Below are 22,713 nucleotides of genomic sequence, written 5' to 3' on the forward strand. Positions count from 1 at the left end.
CATGGATTGCAGGCCCAACCACCTTCCATGCATCTTTTTCTTTACCCCTCCTGAGAGGTGTATAGCTATACTACCCCCCCTCTTGGTGACATACAATACATTTTTAGGTTTTTAACCAAATTCTACTGGCCTGAAACCGCTCAGGAATTACAAAAACGAAGAACCTTATCTTTAGGTGATACCACCAGGTAGTACAGCAAATACGATCAAAGCTATCAGCTTCTTAGAAGCTTATTCATTAGAGTAGGTGGAGCAGGCTCACAGCGAAGCTGCTGGCTCGGATGAAGTGAGCGGGTGCGAGCGCGCGAGCACGTAAGAGCGAACGGAATCCGCCGCTAGGCGGGGCGTGAGGGTCAGGCTTGCGCCTATTCCGCCCGCAGATTTATTTCCTCGCGCGCTCGGAATCTGCTGGGCTCCATCCAGCGTGAGCCTGTGAAACCCCTTATGAATAAGCCTCTTAAATACGCAATGCCCCGGACAGGGGCAACCTGGCCGGGGCACGGGCGTCCTTACTCTCTTACCTTAGAGAGTGGGCAGACTACTTTGCGAAGCGGGGGAAAGCACCCTTGCCTGCGTAAACAGCCTGATCGCCGAGCTCTTCTTCGATGCGCAGCAGCTGGTTGTACTTAGCAACGCGCTCGGAACGGGCGGGAGCACCGGTCTTGATCTGGCCAGCGTTGGTAGCAACAGCCAGGTCAGCGATGGTGACGTCCTCGGTCTCACCTGAACGGTGTGAAACCATGCAACGGTACTCGTTGCGCTGAGCCATGCTCATAGCGTCGAAGGTCTCGGTCAGTGAACCGATCTGGTTTACCTTCACGAGCAGGGCGTTAGCAGCGCCACCCTCGATGCCCTGAGCCAGACGCTCGGGGTTGGTCACGAAGAGGTCGTCGCCAACGATCTGAACCTTGTCGCCGATTTCGGCGGTGAGGGTCTTGTAGCCGTCCCAGTCGTTCTCGTCCAGGGGGTCCTCGATGGAAACGAGGGGGTACTTAGCAACCAGGTCAGCGTAGTAGGCAGACATTTCAGCTGCGGACTTCTTCTGGCCTTCGAAGTCGTAGGCACCGTCGTTGTAGAACTCAGAAGAAGCGACGTCGAGAGCCAGGGCGATTTCTTCACCGGGCTTGTAGCCGGCCTTCTCGATAGCCTCAATGATCAGGTCAAGAGCTGCAGCGTTGGAGTCGAGGTTGGGAGCGAAGCCACCCTCGTCGCCCAGACCGGTGGACAGGCCACGGTCGTGCAGAACGCTCTTGAGAGCGTGGTATACCTCAACGCCAGCCTGCAGGGCAGCGGAGAAGGTGTCGAAGCCGATGGGGGCGATCATGAATTCCTGGATGTCAACGTTGGAGTCAGCGTGTGAGCCACCGTTGAGGATGTTCATCATGGGAACGGGCAGGACGTGAGCGTTGGGGCCGCCCAGGTACTTGTAGAGGGGCAGGTCTGAAGACTCAGCTGCTGCCTTAGCAACGGCCATGGAAACGCCGAGGATAGCGTTTGCGCCGAGCTTGCCCTTGTTGTTGGTGCCGTCCAGGGCGATCATGGCTGCGTCAACAGCGCGCTGGTCGGTGGCGTCGATGCCGATAACCTCTTCAGCGATTTCTTCAATCACTGCAGAGACAGCGCCGAGAACGCCCTTGCCCAGGTAAACAGCCTTGTCGCCGTCGCGGCGCTCTACGGCTTCCCACTCACCGGTGGATGCGCCTGAGGGAACTGCTGCACGGCCAAAAGCGCCGTCTTCGAGCAGAACCTCAACCTCAACGGTGGGGTTGCCGCGTGAGTCAAGAATCTGACGAGCGTGAACTGCGGTAATCAAAGCCATGAAAATGCTCCTTGAAGGATGAGAAATGAAAATGGCTATATAGCGCTACAGCCGGTTGCTGATCGGGCCGTGGAGCCCGCGCGCGTTTATGCCCCCAGTCTACCAAAAAACCCACATAAGCACACAGGAATTCAACATTTCCAACGGTTTTCTTCAGCACTTCTGAGGTTTTGTGGGATTCTGACCAACGGGTCACAACTACCTTATGGCGGTGCTGGTGGGGTGGCGGTGCTCTTCTGCCCGCCCCCACCGTATCAGTCGCGAATTAGCCCTTGCACATAGGTCCGCAGGGCCCGCTCCGCATCGAACCCGGCGGTGCGGGAAGAGGCTGCCAGCTCGTAGAGGTAGGCACCCAGCTCCTGCTCGTTAGCGAAGGTTGGGAGCGGCTCACCGGCGTCCGCGCCTGTAAGGTCAACCCCGGCGGTCTCGGCTCTCTCCGCGACCTTGGCGGCGAGGGCGAGCGCGGGCAGGGCCGGCGGGAGCCCGTCGAAGGGGCCGGTACGTTCGGGTTTTTCGGCTTTTTTGAGCCTGTCCCAGGCCTCGTAGATGTCGGCGGCGCTGAGCTTTTCACTTTCTGGGATCTGGGAGCCAAAGACATGGGGGTTTCGGCGTACCAGTTTGGCAGCGAGCCCGTCGATGACGTCCTGAACGGTGAACCCGCCCTGGTCGGTAGGGGTTTCAGCGGCCATAGTGGCGTGGAAGATGACGTTGAGCAGCACGTCCCCCAGCTCTTCGCGTAGCAGGGGCAGGTTGACCCCGCCGGGGGCTTCAACGGCTTCGGCGACCTCATAGGTTTCTTCGATGAGGTAGTGCATGATGGACGCGTGGGTTTGGGAGGACGTCCAGGCACAGCCGCCGGGGCCGCGGAGAGTCTGCATGAGCTCCATCAGGTGTTCAAAGCTGGCTCCGAGATTCCCGGGTTCAGCGCTAGACTCGGGCTGTTCTTCTATCGGCTGCTTCATTCGCCGTGCTGCTCTTCCTGGTCAGCGCCTGCCTGGCCCTGCTCTTGGAGAGCTAGCTGCCCGTAGGCGCTCTGGACGCTGGTGAGCAGGGCCTGTTTTTCGTCGAAGGAGCAGAAGGACCCGTTGATAGCGTTGTAGGTGACCTCGAAGAATTCAGGCAGACCAAAGCCCTGGTGCTTGGCAAGCTCGGCAAATTCGCGGGTCATGCTGGTGGCGCTCATCAGGCGGTTATCGGGGTTGATAGTGACCGCGAACCCGGCCTGCAGGAGCAGGGCCGCCGGGTGCTCCTCGTGGCTGAGGGCCGGTTCAAAAGCCTTCTTCTGCCCCACATTGCTGGCTTTTTCGGCAGCGTCGGTCTGTAGGTTGGAGCAGGGGCAGGTTTCAAGCACGATACGGCGGTTTTTGACGGCTTCGGCGACCTCGCCCAGCTGCAGGACGGTCTGATTTGGGTCTGCCCCGGGCATGAGGGAGCCGTCGGGGTCGATCTCTACCAGGGTGCGGGCTGTAATGTCTTCGGTGATGCGGACGCCGTGGCCCAGTCGCAGGGCCCGGCCGGTGACCAGGGCCTCACGGATAGAGGCCAGGCCGAAGGCTTCACCGGCGTGCAGGGTGACGGGCAGGAAATGCTCGGCGGCAAGGTTCAGGGCTTCTGCATGGGATGAGGTAGGGTGGCCGTCCTCAGGCCCAGCCAGGTCGAAGCCCACCACGCCCAGGGCCCGGTAGGTCAGGGCGGTTTTGACGACTTCCAGGGAGTTGTTCTGGTGGCGCATGGCGCACAGGATCTGGTTGACCAGGATGCGTCCGCCTGCCTGAGCTACCTGTTCCATGCCGTCCATGAGCCCGTCGGCTACCGCTTCAACAGCCTGGGCCATGGTCAGCCCACCGCGCAGGTGCAGTTCGGGGGCCCAGCGCACCTCACCGTAGATGACGCCGTCGGCAGCCAGGGTCAGCACATGCTCGCGGGCGACTCGTCGCAGGTTTTCTTCGGTCTGCATGACGGCCACCGTGTGCTCGAAGGTTTCGAGGTAGCATGCCAGGGAGCGGGAGTCCGCTGCCTGCTTGAACCACTCCCCCAGTTCCTGCGGGTCGGTTGTGGGCAGGGTGTGGCCCACCTGGTCAGCTAGCTCGATGAGGGTCTCGGGCAGCAGGCCACCATCGAGGTGGTCGTGCAGGCAGACTTTGGGGAGTTTCTGTAGCCAGGTTGTGGTGGGCGCGGGTGCGGTCATGCGGGAAAGGTTCTTTCAGTAGTGGCCCGCCCCGAAAAGGCCGGGGCTCTTTCGGGGCGGGTGCATCAGGTGAGGGGTGAGCGGGCCTAGAAGGTCCAGGAGGCTAGGGCCTCGCTCATGTGGGCCGGGATGTTCTCGCCGGTGCGGGGGAACATGCGCAGCTCTTCAACGTACTGCTGGGCGGGCAGGTGCTCGGGGTAGCGCACGAAGGCTTCTTCATCGGCATAGTCGAAGGAGGCCTCGACCGGGGTGCCGGGGGTAAAGCGGATGTTGATGGCCAGGGGTGAGCCGTGGCCTTCCTTGTAGGAGTCGGCCTTGAGCTGCAGAATCGCCAGAGTCTCTTCGGGGATCAGATCGAAGGTGCGTACCTGCTCCCAGAAGCCGTTGCGGCGCACGTGGGTCAGGGCGTCGTAGTAGGAACCCAGGGTACGCACACGAATGAGCACGGTGGACACATCGCGGGCGGTACCGTCCGCACCGAACAGGGCCTCGTAGGCCGGAGCGAAGCGGGAGACAACCTCAGCTTCGGTGAGCACCAGGTTGCCGCTGGCCTTCTCGGTGGCAGAGGGCTTGGGCTGGCTGTGCTCGGCGTAGGAGGGGGCGATATCGACGCTGGTGCCGGTCATGGGGGCGTCCAGGGCCGGGGCGGACGCGGGCAGGCTGCGGGCCTGGGCCGGTGAAGTGGACGCCTGGGGCTGGTCTTCGGTCTCGAATTCGCTGTCGTCCAGGTGGGTGGGCAGCTGGTGGGCGTCATTCTCGTCGGCTGCGGTAGTTTCTTCTGCCGGGGCGGCGTCTTCGACGGGCGCTACTTCTTCTGCCGGAGTTGCAGAGCGGACGCTCGCAGTCGCCGGATAGTTCTCAGCGGCAGCAGCGGTTACGGCACCCTGCTGGTAAGCGGTATCTGCTGCGGGAGCCTCCTCAGCGGCAGCGTCTTCCGCAGCAGCTTCTTCAGCGCTACCTGCTTCTGCCGCGGGGGCCTCTTCCTGCGCAGGCTCTACAGCCGCTTCTTCAGCGGTATCTGAGGCTTCCTCAGCGGAGCTTTCAGCCTTCTCTGCTTCGCTCTGGTCAGTATTCTCCTGTGCTGCTTTCTCTTGCGCTGCCTTCTCCTGAGCCAGACGGGCTGAGATACGGCTCATGCGGTCCTCAGCCTGGGCTGCGGTTTCCCCCTGCCCTGTGGCAACCGGGGCGGGGGCGGCGTCCTTACCCTGCTGGGCCTCACCGGCCTGCTCAGCCTCAGCAACCTGCTGAGCCTGGGCAGCGCCCATATCCAGGGCGTAGTTGAGGTTGTGGGTCTTGCTGGTGGCGGTGTTCATGAAAGAAGCGTGCACAGCCGCATCGCTGCCAATGGCGGGGTTAACCACAATCAGGGCGCGGTTCCAGGCGCCGCGCTCGCTCTTCTCTTCCTCAACGTAAAGGTCAGCCACGGCCTGGAACCACTCGCTACCGGGAGTGACCAGACCAGACTCAACTTCCTGGCCGCGCTGGTAGAGGGTGTACTTCATGTCGTTGGCGTTCTGGGTCAGGTTCAGGGTCACCTGGCCCTCTGCCTTAGCACGCATGAGCTTAACGACGGCTTTGAGGCCCTCGCCTGCGCCCAGGCGGGTGGGGGCAGGGGCAGTCTCAGCGGTCTTGGGGGTATGCGCCTGTTCGGCGTCGATACCGGTTGCCAGAACATCCCGCTGAGCGGTGTCGCTAGAGGCGGGCTGGGCGGTGTTCTGTGCGGGGGCAGGTGCCTGAGTTTTTTTGCGGCTAAATAGGCCCACGGTTCTTCTCTTTTCTTGCAGGGTCGAAGGGAGGTTTTAAGCGTTGATTCTATCCAGGATCAGGTCGGTGGGGGTGTAATCGCCTCCGATAGTCCAGGCGTCCTTGAGGGATTCCAGGGCTCGTTCAAAGCGTTCAGGGGTGTCGGTCATCAGGGTCATCAGGGGCTGACCTGCGGTGACGGTATCGCCGGGCTTGGCATGCAGGTTAATACCAGCAGCCAGCTGCACGTCGTCTTCTTTACGGGCTCGTCCTGCGCCCAGACGCCAGGACGCCACGCCCACCGCCAGAGCGTCCAGACGAGTCAGGGTACCGCTGGCATCAGCGTAGACGGTGTGGGTCTCTCGGGCCTCGGGCAGGGCTGCATCGGGGTCACCGCCCTGGGCGGAAATCATCTCGCGCCACTTATCCATAGCGCGACCGTCCGCAAGGGCCTCCGCCGGGTCGGCATCGATACCGGAGTTTTTGAGCATGACGCGGGCCAGCTCAACGGTCAGTTCGACGATGTCAGCGGGCCCACCACCAGCGAGCACCTCAACAGATTCAGCTACTTCATTGGCGTTGCCAACGGCCAGCCCCAGCGGAGTATCCATGTTGGTCAGCAGGGCACTGGTTTTAACACCGGCCCCCTGACCCAGCTCAACCATGACCTCTGCCAGTTCGCGGGCGCGGGCAGCGTCCTTCATAAAGGCACCGGAACCGACCTTGACATCCAGCACCAGAGAATCGGTGCCCTCGGCAATTTTCTTGCTCATGATGGAAGAGGCAATGAGCGGAATAGCCTCGACAGTGGAGGTGGTGTCACGCAGAGCATAAAGCTTCTTATCTGCGGGGGCGAGGCCGGTGCCCGCCGCCGAAATAACAGCACCCACAGTGCCGAGAATATCGAGGGTCTTTTCGTTGGAGATGTTGGCCTGCCAGCCGGGGATAGCTTCGAGCTTATCGAGGGTACCGCCGGTATGCCCCAGGCCGCGGCCGGAGAGCTGGGGTACAGCCACATTGTAGACGGCAACCAGCGGGGCCAGGGGCAGGGTGATTTTATCGCCCACGCCACCGGTGGAGTGCTTGTCTGCGGTAGCGAGTTTTTTGCCGGGGCCAATGATGGAGGAGAAGTCCATGCGTTCGCCGGAGCGGATCATGGCGTCAGTCCAGCGGGCAATTTCGTTGCGATTCATGCCGTTGAGGAAGATAGCCATGGCCAGGGCGCTCATCTGTTCATCGGCGACGACCCCGCGGGTGTAGGCGTCGATGACCCAGTCAATCTGCTCGTGGGTGAGGGTTCCGTGGTCGCGTTTGGTGCGGATAATGTCTACGGCGTCGAAAGCTTCGGTGCTCAAGCGCTCACCTTCCCGGCAGGGTGCAGCTTCGCTCCCCTGCCCTGTGTTCTTGTGTTCTTCGGTCTTATCTCCAGTATGCCAGTTCGCGCCGGGGCGTGGCCGCTGCAAAGCGGTCGGTGAACGGGAAAGATGAGGACGCTAGTGAGCAGCTAGGCGGTCGGGGCCGAAGGCGTCGGGCAGCATCTGCTCGATGGTGAGCACTCCGCTGGTGGAGCGCAGAAGCATGCCGGGGGCGCTATGTTCGTAGAGCAGCTGGCGGCAGCGGCCGCAGGGCATCAGGGCGTTGCCGTCCTTATCGACACAGGCGAAAGCTGCGAGCTTGCCGCCGCCGGTGCGGAAGAGCTCGGAAATCAGGGAGCATTCGGCGCAGAGGGTGAGCCCGTAGGAGGCGTTTTCGATGTTGGCGCCGGTAATGATACGCCCGTCGGTGGTCAGGGCAGCGACCCCAACCGCGAAGTTAGAATAGGGCGAGTAGGAGTTCGCTAGGGCTGCGGTGGCGGCAGCGGTGAGCTGGTCCCAGTCAATATCTTGTGTAGTCATGGGTATCTTCCTCGTGAGAGTTGTGCATGAACCGGGTGGAGGTGGACGCCCCGGTAGCCGAAATTTAAGAACGGTAAGACGGCAGTGGCCGCTACCCTCCATGAAGGTAGCGGCCACCTGGCTTAGGGGAGAAGGAGCTCAAGCGCCGGTAGGGTATGCCGCCTGCCGGCGCGTGGATCGGGCCTGGCGATGAATTTCGACGAGCGCCCCGCGCGAGGAGAAAGAATGGTTGCGCGGCGGCGGCATACCCGGATGGCGCTACTTATCTCCCTGCGTCCGTCCGGACCTATTCCTTGACGTAGGGGGTACCGACGGCAGCCGGGCCGCGGGAGCGCCCGACCAGACCGGCTACCGCGAAGATGGTGACCAGGTAGGGCAGCATGGCGAGCAGTTCGGTGGGCACGCTGGTGCCCAGGATGGAGAGAACGAACTGCAGGTTGAGGGAGAAGCCGAAGAGGAGGGCGGCGGAGAGGGCTCCGATGGGGGTCCAGCGGCCGAAGATGAGGGCGGCGAGGGCGATGTAGCCTTGGCCTGCGGTCATGTCGGAGTTGAAGGAGGATACGGAGACCAGGGTGAAGAAGGCGCCGCCCATACCGGCTACGGCACCGGCCAGCAGCACGTTGGTGGCGCGGAGGCGGTTGACGTTGACGCCCAGGGTGTCAGCGGCCTTGGGGTGTTCGCCGACGGCGCGGGTGCGTAGGCCCCAGCGGGTCTTGTTGAGGGCGAACCAGATGACGGCTACCACGATGTACATGAGGTAGACCAGCACGTTCTGGTTGAAGAGGACGGGGCCCAGAACAGGGATCTCGGAGAGGCCGGGGATGGCGAAGGCCGGCAGCTTGGGAGCTGAGTTGAGGGTGGAGGCGTTGGGTTCAAGGACGCGGCTGAAGAGGAAGCCGGTGAGACCTGAGACGAGCACGTTGACCACGACACCCACGATGACCTGGTCGACCAGGTACTTGATGGAGAAGAGAGCCAGCAGGGCTGAGACCAGCATGCCGCCGATCATGGCTGCGAGAAGGCCTGCCCAGGCGTTCTTCGTAATCGAACCTACCAGGACCGCTGAGAAAGCGCCCAGCAGGAGCTGGCCTTCAATAGCGATGTTGACGATGCCGGAGCGCTCGCAGAGCAGGCCACCCATGGAGCCGAAGATCATGGGGATGGAGAGCAGCACGGCGCCGTTGAGCAGGGAGACCAGGGAGAGTTCTGGCTTAGCGGTAGAGCCAATGGCCCAGATGAGTAGGCCGGAGGCGAAGGCGAACCAGAAGAGGGGGGCTACCCAGCGGCCCAGGGTCTTGCCGGCGTTGGTGGTCACCAGGGCGTAGCCTGCGAGGGCCAGCATGACGATGGAGGCTACCCAGCCGTAGACCTGGGGGTTGATATTCAGGGGCTCGGCGGAGAACCAGCTGACGCCGTCGCTGATGCTCATGCTGATGGTGCTCTTGGGGGCGCGCAGGGCGATGAGCAGGGTGCCGATAACGGCGAGTACCCCGTAGATGATGGGGTTCTTCCAGTTTTTGACGACCAGCTTTTCTTCTGAAGTGCTGGCGGTGGTTTCGGGAGTTGCGGTGACGCTCATGGTTATGCCTCCACGGCCTTCTTCTTAGCTGACTTCTTTTTTTTGGGCTTGCCGGTGGGGTCGGGCAGGCGGAACATGGCGCGGACCAGCGGAGGCGCGGCGATGAAGAGGACGATGAGGGCCTGGAGCACGAGAACAATGTCGATGGAGGTGCCGGTGGCGACCTGCATGGAGACGCCGCCTGCGCGGAAGGCGCCGAAGAGGAGGGCGGCGAAGAAGGTACCCCAGGGGGTGGAGCGTCCGAGCAGTGCTACGGTGATGGCGTCGAAGCCTAGGGTACCTGCGATGCCGGTGGTGAGCACCTTTTCGGTACCTGCGACCTGGGCGGTGCCGCCGAGGCCTGCGAGGGCGCCGGAGATCGCCATGACGATGATGTAGCCGGAGGCAACCGAGATACCTGCGGTGCGGGCGGCGTTGGGGTTAGCGCCAACTGCACGCAGGCGGAAGCCGATGGTGGACCGGTTCAGGAGCCAGCTGATGAAGAGGACGGCCAGGATGGCGAGGATGAAGCCCAGGTGGAGGCGGAAGGAGGGGCCCAGAATCTGGGGGAAGACTGCGTCTTCGGGCAGCTTTTCGGAGATGGGGTTGGAGCTGCCTTCGCGCTGGAGCAGGGGGGTCTTGAGCAGGTAGACCAGCAGGTTGGCCGCGATGTAGTTCATCATGATGGACAGGATGACTTCGTGGGCACCGGTCTTAGCCTTGAGGACACCGATGATACCGCCCCAGATTGCACCGCCTAGGATGCCGCCGAGGACTACCAGGGGGAGGGCGATAATGGCGGGAAGGCCGGCGTTGAGAGCAACCCAGCCGGAGACGATAGCACCGAGGATAATCTGGCCCTGGGCACCGATGTTGAAGAGACCTGCTCGGAAGGAGAGGGCTACGGCCAGGCCCGCGAAGATGAGCGGGGTGGCTACGGTCAGGGTTTCGGTGATGGGGCGAATCTGCTGAACGAAGCTCTTACCGTTGGGGTTGTAGATAGCGCCTTGCAGCAGGGCCAGGTAGGACTCGTAGGCGGCAGTCCAGCCCGCGCTGATGGTGTCCATGGGGCGGGCGAAGAAGTAGGAGGCCGCTTTCTGGGTGGCGGGGTCGGTTGCTGCAATCAGCAGGCCACCGACGATGAAGGCTGCCAGGGCTGCGCCGATGGAGAGGCCGACGTTGCCGCCTGCGATGCGGGCGAAGGTTGAGGGCTTCTCGGTTGCCACCAGCTGGGAGGGGACGTCCTGGGGCGGGGTTTTAACTGCTGTATCGGCAGCAAGGGCAGGGTCTACCTGCGGGGTTGCGGGCTTATGCTCGCTCATTCTCTTCTCCTTCTGCCCAGGGGGTCTCGGGGGTGGTGGCCATGTGCTTGGCGTGGGAAGCGCTGGGGGCTTCTTCTTCGTGTTCTGCGGCTGCTGCGAGGGCTTCTTCGTAGGTGGCTCCTGCCATCATCTGACCGAGCACGGAGCGGGGTGTGCTGGGCGGGACGATGCCCATGAGTTCGCCGTGGAAGAAGACGGCGATGCGGTCGGCTAGACCGTAAACCTCGTCGAGTTCGGTGGAGACGATGATGACGGGCACGCCCTTGTCGCGTTCTTCAACGATGCGCTTGTGGATGAACTCGATGGAGCCGACGTCGACGCCGCGGGTGGGCTGGGATGCGACAAAGAGTTCTAGCGGGCGGGAGAGTTCGCGGGCTACGACGATTTTCTGCTGGTTACCGCCGGAAAGGGTCGAGGCGGTGTGCTCCTTGGAGCCCATGCGGATGTCGAACTCAGCACCTGCCCGGTCAGCGTTTTCAGAAATCTTGGCACGGTTGAGGGTGCCTGCCGATGAGAAGTCTTTGGTGTCGAAAAGGTCGAGGATCAGGTTCTCTGAAATAGAGAAGGAGCCGACGAGGCCGTCCTTGCTACGGTCTTCGGGCACGAAGCCGACGCCGGTGCGCAGGACCTGCTTGGTGGTCATACCCAGCAGCTCGGTGCCGTTGAGCTTCATGGAGCCGGTGGCCTTGGGGTGCAGACCGATGATGGATTCTGCCAATTCGGTCTGGCCGTTGCCCTGCACACCGGCAACGGCGAGAATTTCGCCGCCGTGCACGGTGAAGGTGACGTCCTTGAGCAGGGGCACGCCGTTCTCTGCAACCAGGGTGAGGTTTTCGACGGCGAAGGTCTGGTCGTTGGTCTGGGCCTCAGACTTATCGACGGTCAGCTGCACGGCCTTACCGACCATGAGGGAGGCCAGTTCGGTGGTCGACATGGAGGGGTCAGCGTGGCCCACGACCTTGCCGCGGCGGATGACGGTGATGTCGTCCGAAATTTCGCGGACTTCGCGGAGCTTGTGGGAAATGAAGAGCAGGGACTTGCCGTCCTTACGGAGCTGATCCATGATGCCCAACAGCTGGTCGGTTTCTGCCGGGGTGAGCACAGCGGTGGGCTCGTCAAGAATCAGAATCTCTGCGTCGCGCACCAGGGCCTTGATAATTTCAACGCGCTGCTGCACGCCAACGGGCAGGTCTTCAACAATGGCGTCGGGGTCAACCGCAAAACCGTAGCGGTCTGAAATCTCACGGATTTTACGGCGGGTGGTCTCAAGATCAAGGGTGCCGCCCTTGAGGGATTCGGAGCCCAGGGCCACGTTCTCGGCAACGGTGAAGACGGGGACCAGCATAAAGTGCTGGTGCACCATGCCGATACCTGCGGCCATGGCGTCTGAGGGGCCTGAGAACTCAACCGGCTGGTCGTCGATGAACAGCTGGCCTTCGGTGGGCTGGTAGAGACCGAAGATGACGTTCATGAGGGTGGACTTACCCGCGCCGTTTTCACCCAGCAAGCAGTGTACTGTGCCGGGGCGGACCACAAGGTCGATGCTGTCGTTCGCGGTAAAGTCACCGAAGCGTTTAGTGACCTTGCGCAGTTCGAGTTTCATGGGGTGGCTTTCTGTGTGAGAACCGGACGCACACTACGGCCTGGTGCAGGCTGCAGAGTGAAGGAGTGTTTGTGCCTAGTTTAGCGGTTTAGGCCCCTACCCTAAAGGCTGTCTGCAAGAGCGGGACCGCTGACCAGACAAACGGCTCACACCTCTCGTTGCTGAGGGTGTGAGCCGTTGTGAGTAGCCCGAGGCTAACCTGCCTGATTAGGCGGTGGGGGTACCTGCGGTTTCGACCTTGATGGTACCTGAGATGATGTCTTCCTTGATCTTGTCGAGCTCATCCTTGGTCTCGTCTGAGACTGCTGATTCGAAGCTGTGGAAGGGGGCCAGGCCAACGCCGTCGTTCTCCAGGGTGCCAATGTAGGCGTCGGAGGTGAAGTTACCGTCCATGTCTGACTTGATGGTTTCGGTGATAGCGGCGTCCATCTTCTTCATGATGGAGGTCAGGATGATGTCCTGGAAGTCGGGGTTGGTTTCAACACCGTCGGAGTCAACCCAGATGACAGAGGCGGGGTTCTCGGGGCTGGTGGCGTTGTATTCCTTGACAGCTTCGAGGGTGCCGGAACCTACGGGGCCAGCTACGGGCAAGATGATGTCTGCGCCCTGGTCCAGGAAGTTCTGGGTGTTGGTCTTGCCCTTGGTGGCGTCTTCGAAGTCACCGGTGAAGGTGCCTGACTGGCTCTCGGTGTTCCAGCCGAGTACCTCAACGTTGGCGCCCTTCTGCTCGTTGTAGTAGGCAACGCCCTGAGCAAAGCCGTCCATGAAGATGGTAACGGTGGGGAATTCCATACCGCCGTAGGTGGCAACCTTACCGGTCTTGGTCTGGGCAGCGGCCAGGTAGCCTGCCTGGAAGGCAGCCTGAGCGGTGTCGAAGACGATGGGGCGCACGTTGTCGAGCTCGATGGAGTTATCGTCAACGATGGTGAAGTGCATATCGGGGTTAGCTTCTGCTACTTCCTTGGTAGCATCTGCCAGGCCGAAGCCGACGGTAACGGTCAGGTTACAGCCTGACTGAACCATCTGGTCGAGGTTGGGGCCGTAGTCGGTTTCAGTGGTGGACTCAGCTTCCTTGTGCTCGATACCGTATTCAGCGACGGCATCCTGCAGACCCTTGTAGGAGTTCTGGTTGAAGGACTTGTCCTGGAAGCCACCGAAGTCAGAAACGATGCAGCCCAGGTAGTCGCTGCTCTCGCCGGAGGCTGAGGATGATTCTTCGGGGGCAGCGCCACATGCTGACAGCAGCAGGGCTGAGATACCCAGGATGGAACCGGTGGATGCAACGTGCTTACGTGAGAAAGCCATGAAGGTCCTTTTCGTACGGCCCTGAAAGCGGGCGGCGCATAGTCTACGCCAACTGTGTGTGAGTGGTGCTTTCAGAGAAAATTTGCGTAACACAACACATCTTAGTGTGATTCAGCTTCCCATTCACCCCCTATTTACTTCAAAAAGCGTGAACCGCGCAACAGGCTCCTGCTGTTTAATCACACAGAATATGTATTTGAGCTAATCACAGAGGGCAGGAGGCCACCCCCGGGAGCGGGAGCGGGCGTCCTGCCCTCTCAAAAAATTTTCTGAAAAAAGTTACCAGCCGGTAACTTCCCGGAGGTTAGCTGCGAGACAGCTCCGAGCGGATAGCCCGCAGCGCGGTCGCGGCCATAACCTGCACCCCGTACTCAATCGCGCGTTCGTCCGGAACGTAATCCCCCCGGTGCAGGTCGTAGGTCACCCCACCGGGCACGCGGGTGCCCAGACGAATCAGGGCACCGGGAACCTCCTGGAGCATCCAGGCGAAGTCTTCCCCACCCATGGACTGCTCCACCAGCACCACGGAGTCCTCCCCCAGCTCCGCACGGGAGGCCGCCTCAATCATGGCTACCTCATCTTCGGTATTGACGGACGGCGGAACCCCCCGGTAGTGCTCAAGCTCAACCTCTACGTTGTAGGGGGCAGCGATCTGATCGACCACCTCATCGAGCATGGCACCGGCCTGTTTCCAGACGTCCGCGTCCAGGCAGCGCATGGTACCCGCCAAGAAAGCGGTGGACGGAATAGCGTTGGGAGCTACCCCCGCCTCAATCTGCCCCCAGGCAACCAGCACGCCGGAGCGGACGTCCGTCTTGCGCGAGAGCACAGCAGGCACGTTGATCGCGATTTGGGAGAGGGCGTAAATGACGTCCTCGGTCAGGTGCGGGCGGGAGGTGTGGCCGCCGCGGCCCTTGAGAGTAATTTTGATGGTGTCAGAGGCACTAGTGATTGCACCGATGCGGGTACCGATTTTACCCACGTCAACCTTGGGTTCACAGTGCAGGGCGAAGGCGCGGGGCACACCCTCGAGGATGCCCTGGGCAATGACGTCCACGGCCCCGCCGGGCAGCTGCTCCTCAGCCGGCTGGAAGATAATACGCACTGTGCCGCCCAGGGGAAGCTCCTGGTGAAGGCGGTGCAGGGCAATAGCAACCCCCAGCATGACGGTCTGGTGAATATCGTGACCGCAGGCGTGCATGACACCATCGACCTGCGAAGCGTAGGGCAGGTCGGTTTCCTCCTGAATAGGCAGGGCATCGATATCGGCGCGCAGGGCAGCAGCCATCGGGCCAGAACCCACATCCACGTAGCAGCCGGTACCCTTCAAATGCTTGGGTGCCAGCCCAGCCTCGGTGAGGGTACGGAAAATACGCTCGGTCGTCTTGTTCTCAAGGTACGACAGCTCAGGGTTCTGATGCACCTCGCGGCGAAAAGCAATCAGTTCCGGCACCAGGGTACGCAGACGCTGGGCAAACAAGGGTGAGCTCAGATCCAAGGAGCTTGCAGCAAAAGAATAGGACGACATGTATATAGAGTAGCCCCTCGCACAAAAAAGTCGCGCTCCACAGGGGATGTGGAGCGCGACTTTCTACCGGCCTTTAGAGGGAGCGGGCCAGGATAGCCTGCTTGACCTCGGCAATCGCCTTGGTAATTTCAATACCGCGGGGGCAAGCCTCGGTGCAGTTGAAGGTGGTGCGGCAGCGCCAGACGCCTTCCTTATCGTTGAGAATCTCAAGACGCATGTCACCGGCGTCATCGCGAGAGTCGAAGATGAAGCGGTGGGCGTTGACGATAGCTGCGGGTCCGAAGTACTGGCCGTCGGTCCAGAAGACGGGGCAGGACGAGGTACACGCGGCGCAGAGGATGCATTTGGTGGTGTCGTCAAAGCGGGCGCGGTCTTCCTGGGACTGGTAGCGCTCGCGCTCCGGCTCGTGGGTGTCGTTGACCAGGAAGGGCATAATCTCACGGTAGGCCTGGAAGAAGGGTTCCATATCTACGATGAGGTCCTTCTCGCAGGGCAGACCCTTGATGGGCTCAACGGTAATCGGCTTGGACAGGTCAAGATCCTTGAGCAGGGTCTTGCAGGCCAGACGGTTACGGCCGTTGATGCGCATAGCGTCGGAGCCGCAGATACCGTGAGCACAGGAGCGGCGGAAGGACAGCGAGCCATCAATCTCCCACTTAATCTTGTGCAGGGCATCGAGCACACGGTCGGTGCCGTACATAGTCAGCTTGAATTCGTCCCAGTGGGCTTCTGCTGACTCTTCGGGGTTGTAACGGCGAACCTGCACAGTCACGTCGAAGGTGGGAATAGCGCCCGCTTCGCCTGACTCAGACTTCAGCTCAACCTTGGATTCGGGTTCACGTGCTTCAAAATCAGCCATTTTAGTACTTACGCTCCATCGGTTCGTAGCGGGTGAAGGTCACGGGCTTGGTGTCAAAACGCAGACCCTTAATGCCTTCCATCTCGGCGTTCTCATCGAGGTAGACCATCGAGTGCTTCATGAAGTTGGCGTCGTCGCGGTCGGGGTAGTCCTCGCGGAAGTGACCGCCGCGGGATTCCTTGCGGTGCAGGGCCGCAACGGACATGACCTTGGCCAGTTCCAGCAGGAAGCCCAGTTCAACTGCTTCAAGCAGGTCGAGGTTGAAGCGCTTGCCCTTGTCCTGAATCTGGATGTTCTTGTAGCGCTCTTCAAGCTCAACAATCTTGTTGACGGCGTTGTGGATGGTTGCCTCGGTACGGAAAACCTGCATGTCGGCGTCCATGACGTCCTGCAGTTCCTTACGCAACTGGCCGACCTTTTCGGTGCCTTCGCCGTTGCGGATCTGGTTGAGCAGTTCCAGGGTGGCGTCGGCTGCATCGTCGGGGACGGGCAGGAAGTCAGCTGATGCTGCGTATTCTGCTGCGTAGATGCCGGCGCGCTTACCGAAGACGTTGATGTCGAGCAGGGAGTTGGTGCCCAGGCGGTTAGAACCGTGAACCGATACGCAGGCGACCTCACCGGCAGCGTAAAGGCCGGGGATGATGTCCTCGGAGTTGGAGTGTACCTCTGCCTTGATGTTGGTGGGAATGCCACCCATGGCGTAGTGGGCGGTAGGGAAGACCGGGACGGGCTCGGTGTAGGGCTCAACACCCAGGTAGGTACGAGCGAACTCGGTGATGTCCGGGAGCTTCTCGTCGATATGGGAGGGCTCAAGGTGGGTCAGGTCCAGCAGGACGTAGTCCTTGTTGGGGCCGCAGCCTCGACCCTCACGTACCTCGTTCGCCATGGAACGGGCCACGATATCGCGGGGCGCCAGGTCCTTAATGGTGGGGGCGTAGCGCTCCATGAAGCGTTCGCCGTCGGAGTTACGCAGAATGCCGCCTTCACCGCGGGCGGCCTCAGAGACCAGAATGCCCAGGCCAGCAAGGCCGGTGGGGTGGAACTGCACGAACTCCATGTCTTCCAAGGGAATACCGTTGCGCAGGGCAATGGCCATACCGTCACCGGTCAGGGTGTGGGCGTTGGAGGTGGTCTTGAAGATCTTGCCACAGCCACCGGAGGCGAAGATAACGCTCTTGGCCTGGAAGACGTGGACGTCGCCGGTAGCCAGGTCGTAGGAGACAACACCTGCGGGGCGGCGGACGCCGTCCTCGTCCTCAACCATAACCAGGTCGAGCACGTAGTATTCGTTGTAGAACTCTACGTTGTGCTTGACGCAGTTCTGGTAGAGGGTCTGCAGAATCATGTGGCCGGTGCGGTCTGCTGCGTAGCAGGCGCGGCGCACAGGGGCCTTACCGTGGTCGCGGGTGTGGCCACCGAAACGGCGCTGGTCAATACGGCCCTCGGGAGTGCGGTTAAAGGGAAGACCCATCTTCTCGAGATCGAGAACGGCATCGATGGCTTCCTTAGCCATGACCTCAGCTGAGTCCTGGTCTACCAGGTAGTCGCCGCCCTTGATGGTGTCAAAGGTATGCCACTCCCAGTTGTCCTCTTCAACGTTAGCCAGAGCCGCACACATGCCGCCCTGGGCAGCACCGGTGTGGGAGCGGGTGGGGTAGAGCTTGGTGAGCACAGCGGTGCGGACGCGCTGGCCAGCTTCGATAGCGGCTCGCATACCTGCGCCGCCTGCGCCGATGATAACGACGTCGTACTTATGTACCTGCATTGTGTGAATGCTTCTTTCTAAAATCTAGAGCGCCAATAGCTTACGGGGCGGTGCAGAAGGACGGCAGAAGGTCTGCGGCTGCACCGGCGGGGCAGGGGTCAAAGGTGAAGATGACCAGGGTGCCCAGAAGAATCACGAAAGCGGTGGCAAGGAAGAGGGCTACCTTCAGGGCGAAGCGCACGCCGTCCTTTTCTGCGTAATCGTCGATGATGACGCGAATGCCGTTAGCACCGTGCAGCATAGCCAGCCACAGGAGCAGAAGATCCCAGACCTGCCAGAAGGGGTTAGCCAGCTTACCGCCGACAAAACCGAAGTCGATGCGGTGTACGCCTTCGCCCATCATGAGGTTGACGAAGAGGTGACCGAAAATCAGGATGACCAGCAGAACACCGGAGACACGCATGTAAAGCCAGGCGAACATCTCGAAGTTGTTGCGCTTGGACGAGGCGCGGTTGTATTTGACACCCGATACGGTGTTGTCGCGGCTACGGGGAACCGAAATCTTGGTTTTCAGAGGAGTTGCCATGTCTTAGTGACCCCCAAAGACGAGCATGAAGTGACGGACGAGGAAGGGAACCATGACGACGGCCCAAAGCACCAGGACGCCCCAGAGCATAGCCTTCTGGTTCTTGGCACCGTTCTTCCAGAAGTCCACCAGGATAATGCGGATACCGTTAAAAGCGTGGTAGACAATAGCTGCTACCAGAACAGCTTCGCCCAGACCCATGATGGGGTTCTTGTAGATGTGCATGACGGCGTTGTAGGCCTCGGGAGAGACGCGGACGACGGCGGTATCAAGCACGTGAACCAGCAAGAAGAAGAAAATGGCGATACCGGTAATGCGGTGGGCAACCCACGACCACATACCTTCACGGCCGCGGTACAGCGTGCCCTTGGATGTATTCGGCACTGAATAACCTCCTGTGTGATGCGAGACGACACACCGATAGGTTGAGCCCATCTGTGCGCCCACGCAACATACGTATTGTGTGTTCTACTCAACAGCAAGATTAGCAGGTTTTAGGGCTGCTTACTTACACCGTGTCACCATCTCTTACCCCCGTATTTCCGGGAAATAGGCAAGGTTTTAATGCCCTTAAGCCAGCTATCGGCGTTATCATGCGGAAGCCGCCGTGAGGTTTTCCGTCAAAAGTGACCGGCGCCGTACAGTTTAAGGAAAAGATTTCATCATTATGACTTCAATTCTGGGTACACTGTAGAAACAATGAGAACACCACTTGAACGGTTCTACCCCCTCATTCCGGCCGGCGGCGTAGGGTCCCGCCTATGGCCCCTCTCTCGCGCCGTAGAACCTAAATTTCTGCTTGACCTGACCGGGACAGGTTCATCCCTCCTCCGTGCTACCTACGATCGCTTGGTTGACCTCGCAGCTGATGGCGTCCTTGTCGTCACCGGCCAAGCCCACGCCAATGCCGTCACCCAGCAGCTCTCAGAGCTGCGCGGGTCCGATCTGGTACTCGAACCCTCACCTCGCGACTCCGCAGCAGCCATTGGCCTTGCCTGCGCTATTCTGCACGAGCGCGACCCCGAGGCCATCATTGGCTCCTTCGCCGCTGACCACATCATCAGCCCGGTCGAAGAATTCCAGGCTGTAGTACGCGAAGCCGTACACGCCGCAGCCTCCGGCAAGATCGTCACCATCGGCATCGAACCCACCGAGCCTTCCACCGCCTTCGGCTACATCAAGGCCACCCAGAACCTGGGGCTGGAAGACGCCCCCAGCGTCCTTGCTGTTGAACAGTTTGTCGAAAAGCCCAATGAGGCCACCGCAACCGAGTACGTAGCCAGCGGCGACTACACCTGGAACGCCGGCATGTTCGTGGCCCCTGCAGCCCTCATGCTGCAGCACCTCGAAGCCAACGAGCCGGAACTCTACGCCGGCATCATGGAAATCGCCCGCGCCTGGGACACCCCCGCACGTGAAGCCTGCATGAACCGTCTCTGGGAGACCCTACCCAAGACCGCCATCGACTATGCAGTAGCTGAGCCTGCCGCAGCAGCCGGTGACGTAGCCATGGTTCCCGGTCGTTTCAGCTGGGACGACGTAGGCGACTTTGACGCCGTAGCCCGCCTCAACATCGAAAAGAGCGGTGACGACCTCTTCGTACTGGGCGACAAGTCCAGCGTCATCAGCGAAGAATCCACCGGTATCGTCGTCAACAACACCGGCCGTAAGATTTCGGTCATCGGTATCGAAGATGTTGTTATCGTTGACACCGCAGATGCCCTGCTTGTCACCGTGCGCGACGACGCCCAGAGCGTGAAAAACACCGTCAATACCCTGAAAGAACTGGGCCAGGACAACCTGCTCTAGCCCATCAGAGTTACACAAAGGCCCGCACCGTTTTCTCGGTGCGGGCCTTTTTGACACCCACATTATGCAAATGATTCTCATTTAGTTTAGACTGGTGGGCATGCACAACACCTCTCGTCCTCTTTTCACCCTCATCAGCGCCACCCTCGCCCTTGCCCTTGCAGGCTGCGGGGCAGCGTCTGCCCCCTCCGCCACCTCAAGCAGCGACCAGGCCAGCGCCACCGCAACCGCAGAGCGCGCTGCCATCACCGAAGCCTCCACCCCCTCAGCCCGTATCGCCCTCACCTACGACGGCGGAATCATGATAGTGGACGGCAAAACCTTCGAAGTCATCGAAACCATCGAAAAAGAAGGCTTCCTACGCTTGCAGCCCGCTGGCGACAACCGTCACCTGGTGGTAGCAGACGGCTCCTCCTACACCATGCTCGACATGGGCGCCTGGACCCAGGCCCACGGCGACCACGACCACTACTACACCACGACCCCAGCTCTCACCTCCCTATCCTTTGCAGCGGACGGTACCGGTCACGTCATCACCGACTACGGTCGCTCAGCCATGTTCGCCGACAACACCGGCACCATCGAGGTCTACTCCCCCGCCGACCTGACCGGCGCTGATCAGTACACCGCTACCAGCGTCAGCACCGAAACCATTACCCTGTCCGATGCCCACCACGGCCTGGCCATCCCCCTGGAAAATAACCAGTACCTGGTATCAGTAGGCACCGAGGACGCCCGCACCGGCGCAGCCATCATCAACGCAGACGGCTCGGTTGTCACCGAAAACCTCGACTGCCCCGGCATCCACGGCGAAGCGATCGCCGCTAACGACACCTTCACCGTCGGCTGCCAGGACGGCGCCCTCATCTACGCAAACGGCACTTTCACCAAGGTCACCAACCCCGAAGACCCCTACTCCCGTTCCGGCAACCAGGCCGGTTCAGCTGATTCAGCTATCGTGCTTGCCGACTACAAAACCGACCAGGACGCCGAGCTCGAACGCCCCGAACAGTTCGCCCTGATCAACACCATCACCAAGGAACGCACTAAAATCGCCCTACCTGAAGGCGTCTCCTACACCTTCCGTTCACTGGCCCGCGGCCCCGAAGGCTCCCACCTGCTGCTGACAACCGACGGCAAGCTCCGCTTCTGGGCTGAGGACGGCACCGAACTGGGGTCCGTCGACATCATGGACTCCTGGACCGAATCAGAAATCTGGCAGGACCCCCGCCCCGCTATCTGGGTTGACGGCGAAACCGCCTACGTCACCGACCCCGCCACCAAGAAGCTACACGTTGTTTCCCTGGCGAAGATTGCGGACGGCACCGCCGAGGTATTTGCCAGCATCGACCTGCCCGAGGTACCCAACGAGATTAACGGTATCTCCCGCACCGCTGAACTGGTCACCACCACCGAAGTGGACTCTGATCACTAGCGTTTTATCGATAAAGCTTATTCATAAGCGGTTCCGCAGGCTCACGCTCGCTGCCGACCCTCTCGCTGGTTCGCTGACGCTCACAAGCGATTCACGCCAGCCCCGAGCCAGCAGCTTCGCTGTGAGCCTGCTCCACCGATCTTTATGAATAAGCTTCTATTGTTTAAAGGCGCACTGTTCCCAGCTGCTGCCAGCTACCTGAGTGATAGCGGTAGACCGTCAGCTGGTCGATGGTGAAATTCGAAAGCTCAGGCGGAAGGCTCGCAAAATCGCGTAAGGACGCCCCAAGGGAGTATACAAACCGAAGACACTCACAGAGGAAGAGAAGCTACGCCGTAGGATTGAGCAACTAGAAGCAGAAAACACCTGCTGCCTAAAAAATTGCGGGACTTGAGGAACCACCAGCGAGGCTAAAGGCCAAAATCATCGCCGTCCTCAAGTCAGAACACCATCTGAGTAATTTACTTCAAGCAGCAGGTTTGGCCTGATCAACATACTTCTACCACCAGTTACGGCTAAATCATCCTGATGTGTATACTCAGCTGAAGAAAGCCATTATAGCTATCTTTAAGAAAACGAAACGGCGGTATAGTTACCGCCGTGTCCTTGCCGAACTATGCCACCTAGGGTGGAAAGTCAATCACAAGCTCGTCTACAATCTCATGGACCAGATAGGGCTGAAGTACAAGGTCAGGGCAGGTAAAAAGTACAGCTCTTATCAGGGGCAGGTTAGTTGTATCGCTGAAAATCTCTCGAACCGTAACTTCACTCCCAAGGAGCCTAATGCTGTGTGGGTCAGTGATGCCGCTGTCACACAAGGGTAATTGCTATGACAATGGTGTGATGGAGAACTTTTTTGGGCATTTGAATGCTGAGACGTATCACGGGGGCGTTTTTCGGGTGTTGAGGAGTTCTTCACGGCTGTTAATGAGTATGTTTTTGGGGTATAACAATAATCGTTTTCAGGAGCGGCTGAAGGGCCTGGGCTCCGGTGGAGTATCGGGGTAAGCCTTTAGGGTCCTGATTGTCTAGAATTTAACTCAGTTCAATTTTCGGAGGCTAGTTCAGAAGACAAAATCTCTAGACCTTGAACTTAAGTACAACAATAGGTAATCCACTTCTGAACTTTTGTATATACCCTTACGTGAGCCTAATACTCCACAATAGATAGCAGAACAACAGTTTGACTCACACCACCAAGGACTCCGAACCATGAAGAATATCCGTAAGACACTGGCAGTTACCTCCATCGCCGTTGCTCTCACCCTCAGTTTTTCACCTGCGCGGGCTGCTTCTTTGCCGCAGGATATTGATGTTAAAGCTTCCCCCGCCTCAGCATCTAGCATGTCTCCTACTTT

At 60.2% G+C, this 22,713-nt stretch carries 19 protein-coding genes; 4 read left to right on the plus strand and 15 right to left on the minus strand.

Translation table 11 applies throughout. The features are described from left to right. Positions 1 to 538 precede the first annotated feature (538 nt). The 15 genes from eno to sdhC form a co-directional block, all read right to left on the minus strand. Positions 539 to 1,819 carry a phosphopyruvate hydratase gene (gene eno, locus L6963_RS09800; RefSeq protein ID WP_135013140.1) on the minus strand — a complete coding sequence of 427 codons (1,281 nt, stop codon included), beginning with the start codon at positions 1,817 to 1,819 and terminating at the stop codon, positions 539 to 541. A 254-nt stretch (positions 1,820 to 2,073) separates the two neighbouring features. Then, positions 2,074 to 2,781 (minus strand): MazG nucleotide pyrophosphohydrolase domain-containing protein, encoded by a 708-nt coding sequence (locus L6963_RS09805; RefSeq protein ID WP_237207564.1) that lies wholly within the window; start codon positions 2,779 to 2,781, stop codon positions 2,074 to 2,076. Continuing rightward, positions 2,778 to 4,007, minus strand: a complete 1,230-nt coding sequence (locus L6963_RS09810) for an adenosine deaminase (protein WP_237207563.1) — start codon at positions 4,005 to 4,007, stop codon at positions 2,778 to 2,780. The genes L6963_RS09805 and L6963_RS09810 overlap by 4 nt, the downstream gene beginning before the upstream one ends. Before the next feature lie 86 nt (positions 4,008 to 4,093). Next, positions 4,094 to 5,770, minus strand: coding sequence for a hypothetical protein (locus tag L6963_RS09815; protein WP_237207562.1), 1,677 nt, complete (start codon positions 5,768 to 5,770; stop codon positions 4,094 to 4,096). Positions 5,771 to 5,806: 36 nt separating this feature from the next. Next, complete coding sequence (locus tag L6963_RS09820; RefSeq protein WP_237207561.1) at positions 5,807 to 7,105, minus strand: thymidine phosphorylase; 1,299 nt, start codon at positions 7,103 to 7,105, stop codon at positions 5,807 to 5,809. Between the two features lie 138 nt (positions 7,106 to 7,243). Next, the gene (locus tag L6963_RS09825) at positions 7,244 to 7,645 is read right to left on the minus strand and encodes a cytidine deaminase (protein ID WP_237207560.1); all 402 of its coding nucleotides are present in this window, start codon (positions 7,643 to 7,645) and stop codon (positions 7,244 to 7,246) included. 286 nt (positions 7,646 to 7,931) lie between these two features. Continuing rightward, entirely contained in the window at positions 7,932 to 9,224 is a 1,293-nt protein-coding gene (locus L6963_RS09830) for an ABC transporter permease (RefSeq protein WP_237196961.1), read from the minus strand. Positions 9,225 to 9,226: 2 nt separating this feature from the next. Beyond that, positions 9,227 to 10,525: an ABC transporter permease gene (locus L6963_RS09835; RefSeq protein ID WP_237207559.1), complete on the minus strand. Its 1,299-nt coding sequence runs from the start codon at positions 10,523 to 10,525 to the stop codon at positions 9,227 to 9,229. After that, complete coding sequence (locus L6963_RS09840) at positions 10,512 to 12,128, minus strand: ABC transporter ATP-binding protein (RefSeq protein WP_237187238.1); 1,617 nt, start codon at positions 12,126 to 12,128, stop codon at positions 10,512 to 10,514. The genes L6963_RS09835 and L6963_RS09840 overlap by 14 nt, the downstream gene beginning before the upstream one ends. 207 nt (positions 12,129 to 12,335) lie before the next feature. Continuing rightward, positions 12,336 to 13,433 carry a BMP family lipoprotein gene (locus L6963_RS09845; RefSeq protein WP_237207558.1) on the minus strand — a complete coding sequence of 366 codons (1,098 nt, stop codon included), beginning with the start codon at positions 13,431 to 13,433 and terminating at the stop codon, positions 12,336 to 12,338. A 304-nt stretch (positions 13,434 to 13,737) separates the two neighbouring features. Continuing rightward, positions 13,738 to 14,961 carry an amidohydrolase gene (locus tag L6963_RS09850; protein WP_237207557.1) on the minus strand — a complete coding sequence of 408 codons (1,224 nt, stop codon included), beginning with the start codon at positions 14,959 to 14,961 and terminating at the stop codon, positions 13,738 to 13,740. A 73-nt stretch (positions 14,962 to 15,034) separates the two neighbouring features. Continuing rightward, positions 15,035 to 15,820, minus strand: a complete 786-nt coding sequence (locus L6963_RS09855) for a succinate dehydrogenase iron-sulfur subunit (RefSeq protein WP_135011168.1) — start codon at positions 15,818 to 15,820, stop codon at positions 15,035 to 15,037. A gap of 1 nt (position 15,821) precedes the next feature. Further along, positions 15,822 to 17,585 carry a succinate dehydrogenase flavoprotein subunit gene (gene sdhA / locus L6963_RS09860; protein WP_135011169.1) on the minus strand — a complete coding sequence of 588 codons (1,764 nt, stop codon included), beginning with the start codon at positions 17,583 to 17,585 and terminating at the stop codon, positions 15,822 to 15,824. Between the two features lie 40 nt (positions 17,586 to 17,625). Next, complete coding sequence (locus tag L6963_RS09865) at positions 17,626 to 18,111, minus strand: succinate dehydrogenase hydrophobic membrane anchor subunit (protein WP_237196973.1); 486 nt, start codon at positions 18,109 to 18,111, stop codon at positions 17,626 to 17,628. A gap of 3 nt (positions 18,112 to 18,114) precedes the next feature. Continuing rightward, complete coding sequence (sdhC, locus tag L6963_RS09870) at positions 18,115 to 18,495, minus strand: succinate dehydrogenase, cytochrome b556 subunit (protein ID WP_237196975.1); 381 nt, start codon at positions 18,493 to 18,495, stop codon at positions 18,115 to 18,117. A gap of 315 nt (positions 18,496 to 18,810) precedes the next feature. Between sdhC and L6963_RS09875 the strand changes: the two genes are divergently transcribed. From L6963_RS09875 to L6963_RS11935, 4 genes are all read left to right on the plus strand, one after another. Further along, positions 18,811 to 19,920, plus strand: coding sequence for a mannose-1-phosphate guanylyltransferase (locus L6963_RS09875; RefSeq protein WP_237187243.1), 1,110 nt, complete (start codon positions 18,811 to 18,813; stop codon positions 19,918 to 19,920). Positions 19,921 to 20,020: 100 nt separating this feature from the next. Then, positions 20,021 to 21,355, plus strand: a complete 1,335-nt coding sequence (locus L6963_RS09880) for a hypothetical protein (RefSeq protein WP_237207556.1) — start codon at positions 20,021 to 20,023, stop codon at positions 21,353 to 21,355. Between the two features lie 530 nt (positions 21,356 to 21,885). Further along, positions 21,886 to 22,179: an IS3 family transposase gene (locus L6963_RS11930; protein ID WP_423816784.1), complete on the plus strand. Its 294-nt coding sequence runs from the start codon at positions 21,886 to 21,888 to the stop codon at positions 22,177 to 22,179. 19 nt (positions 22,180 to 22,198) lie between these two features. Then, entirely contained in the window at positions 22,199 to 22,363 is a 165-nt protein-coding gene (locus tag L6963_RS11935; RefSeq protein ID WP_423816786.1) for an IS3 family transposase, read from the plus strand. Positions 22,364 to 22,713 lie beyond the last annotated feature (350 nt).

The sequence above is a fragment of the Rothia nasimurium genome (assembly GCF_928392795.1).
Lineage (GTDB): Bacteria > Actinomycetota > Actinomycetes > Actinomycetales > Micrococcaceae > Rothia > Rothia nasimurium_F.

What these genes read in the sequence shown, in the direction of transcription:
- eno (WP_135013140.1), bottom strand. Translation starts at nt 1,819, where the DNA reads ATGGCTTTGATTACCGCAGTTCACGCTCGTCAGATTCTTGACTCACGC.
- L6963_RS09805 (WP_237207564.1), bottom strand. Translation starts at nt 2,781, where the DNA reads ATGAAGCAGCCGATAGAAGAACAGCCCGAGTCTAGCGCTGAACCCGGG.
- L6963_RS09810 (WP_237207563.1), bottom strand. Translation starts at nt 4,007, where the DNA reads ATGACCGCACCCGCGCCCACCACAACCTGGCTACAGAAACTCCCCAAA.
- L6963_RS09825 (WP_237207560.1), bottom strand. Translation starts at nt 7,645, where the DNA reads ATGACTACACAAGATATTGACTGGGACCAGCTCACCGCTGCCGCCACC.
- L6963_RS09830 (WP_237196961.1), bottom strand. Translation starts at nt 9,224, where the DNA reads ATGAGCGTCACCGCAACTCCCGAAACCACCGCCAGCACTTCAGAAGAA.
- L6963_RS09835 (WP_237207559.1), bottom strand. Translation starts at nt 10,525, where the DNA reads ATGAGCGAGCATAAGCCCGCAACCCCGCAGGTAGACCCTGCCCTTGCT.
- L6963_RS09840 (WP_237187238.1), bottom strand. Translation starts at nt 12,128, where the DNA reads ATGAAACTCGAACTGCGCAAGGTCACTAAACGCTTCGGTGACTTTACC.
- L6963_RS09845 (WP_237207558.1), bottom strand. Translation starts at nt 13,433, where the DNA reads ATGGCTTTCTCACGTAAGCACGTTGCATCCACCGGTTCCATCCTGGGT.
- L6963_RS09850 (WP_237207557.1), bottom strand. Translation starts at nt 14,961, where the DNA reads ATGTCGTCCTATTCTTTTGCTGCAAGCTCCTTGGATCTGAGCTCACCC.
- L6963_RS09855 (WP_135011168.1), bottom strand. Translation starts at nt 15,820, where the DNA reads ATGGCTGATTTTGAAGCACGTGAACCCGAATCCAAGGTTGAGCTGAAG.
- sdhA (WP_135011169.1), bottom strand. Translation starts at nt 17,585, where the DNA reads ATGCAGGTACATAAGTACGACGTCGTTATCATCGGCGCAGGCGGCGCA.
- L6963_RS09865 (WP_237196973.1), bottom strand. Translation starts at nt 18,111, where the DNA reads ATGGCAACTCCTCTGAAAACCAAGATTTCGGTTCCCCGTAGCCGCGAC.
- L6963_RS09875 (WP_237187243.1), top strand. Translation starts at nt 18,811, where the DNA reads ATGAGAACACCACTTGAACGGTTCTACCCCCTCATTCCGGCCGGCGGC.
- L6963_RS09880 (WP_237207556.1), top strand. Translation starts at nt 20,021, where the DNA reads ATGCACAACACCTCTCGTCCTCTTTTCACCCTCATCAGCGCCACCCTC.
- L6963_RS11935 (WP_423816786.1), top strand. Translation starts at nt 22,199, where the DNA reads ATGGAGAACTTTTTTGGGCATTTGAATGCTGAGACGTATCACGGGGGC.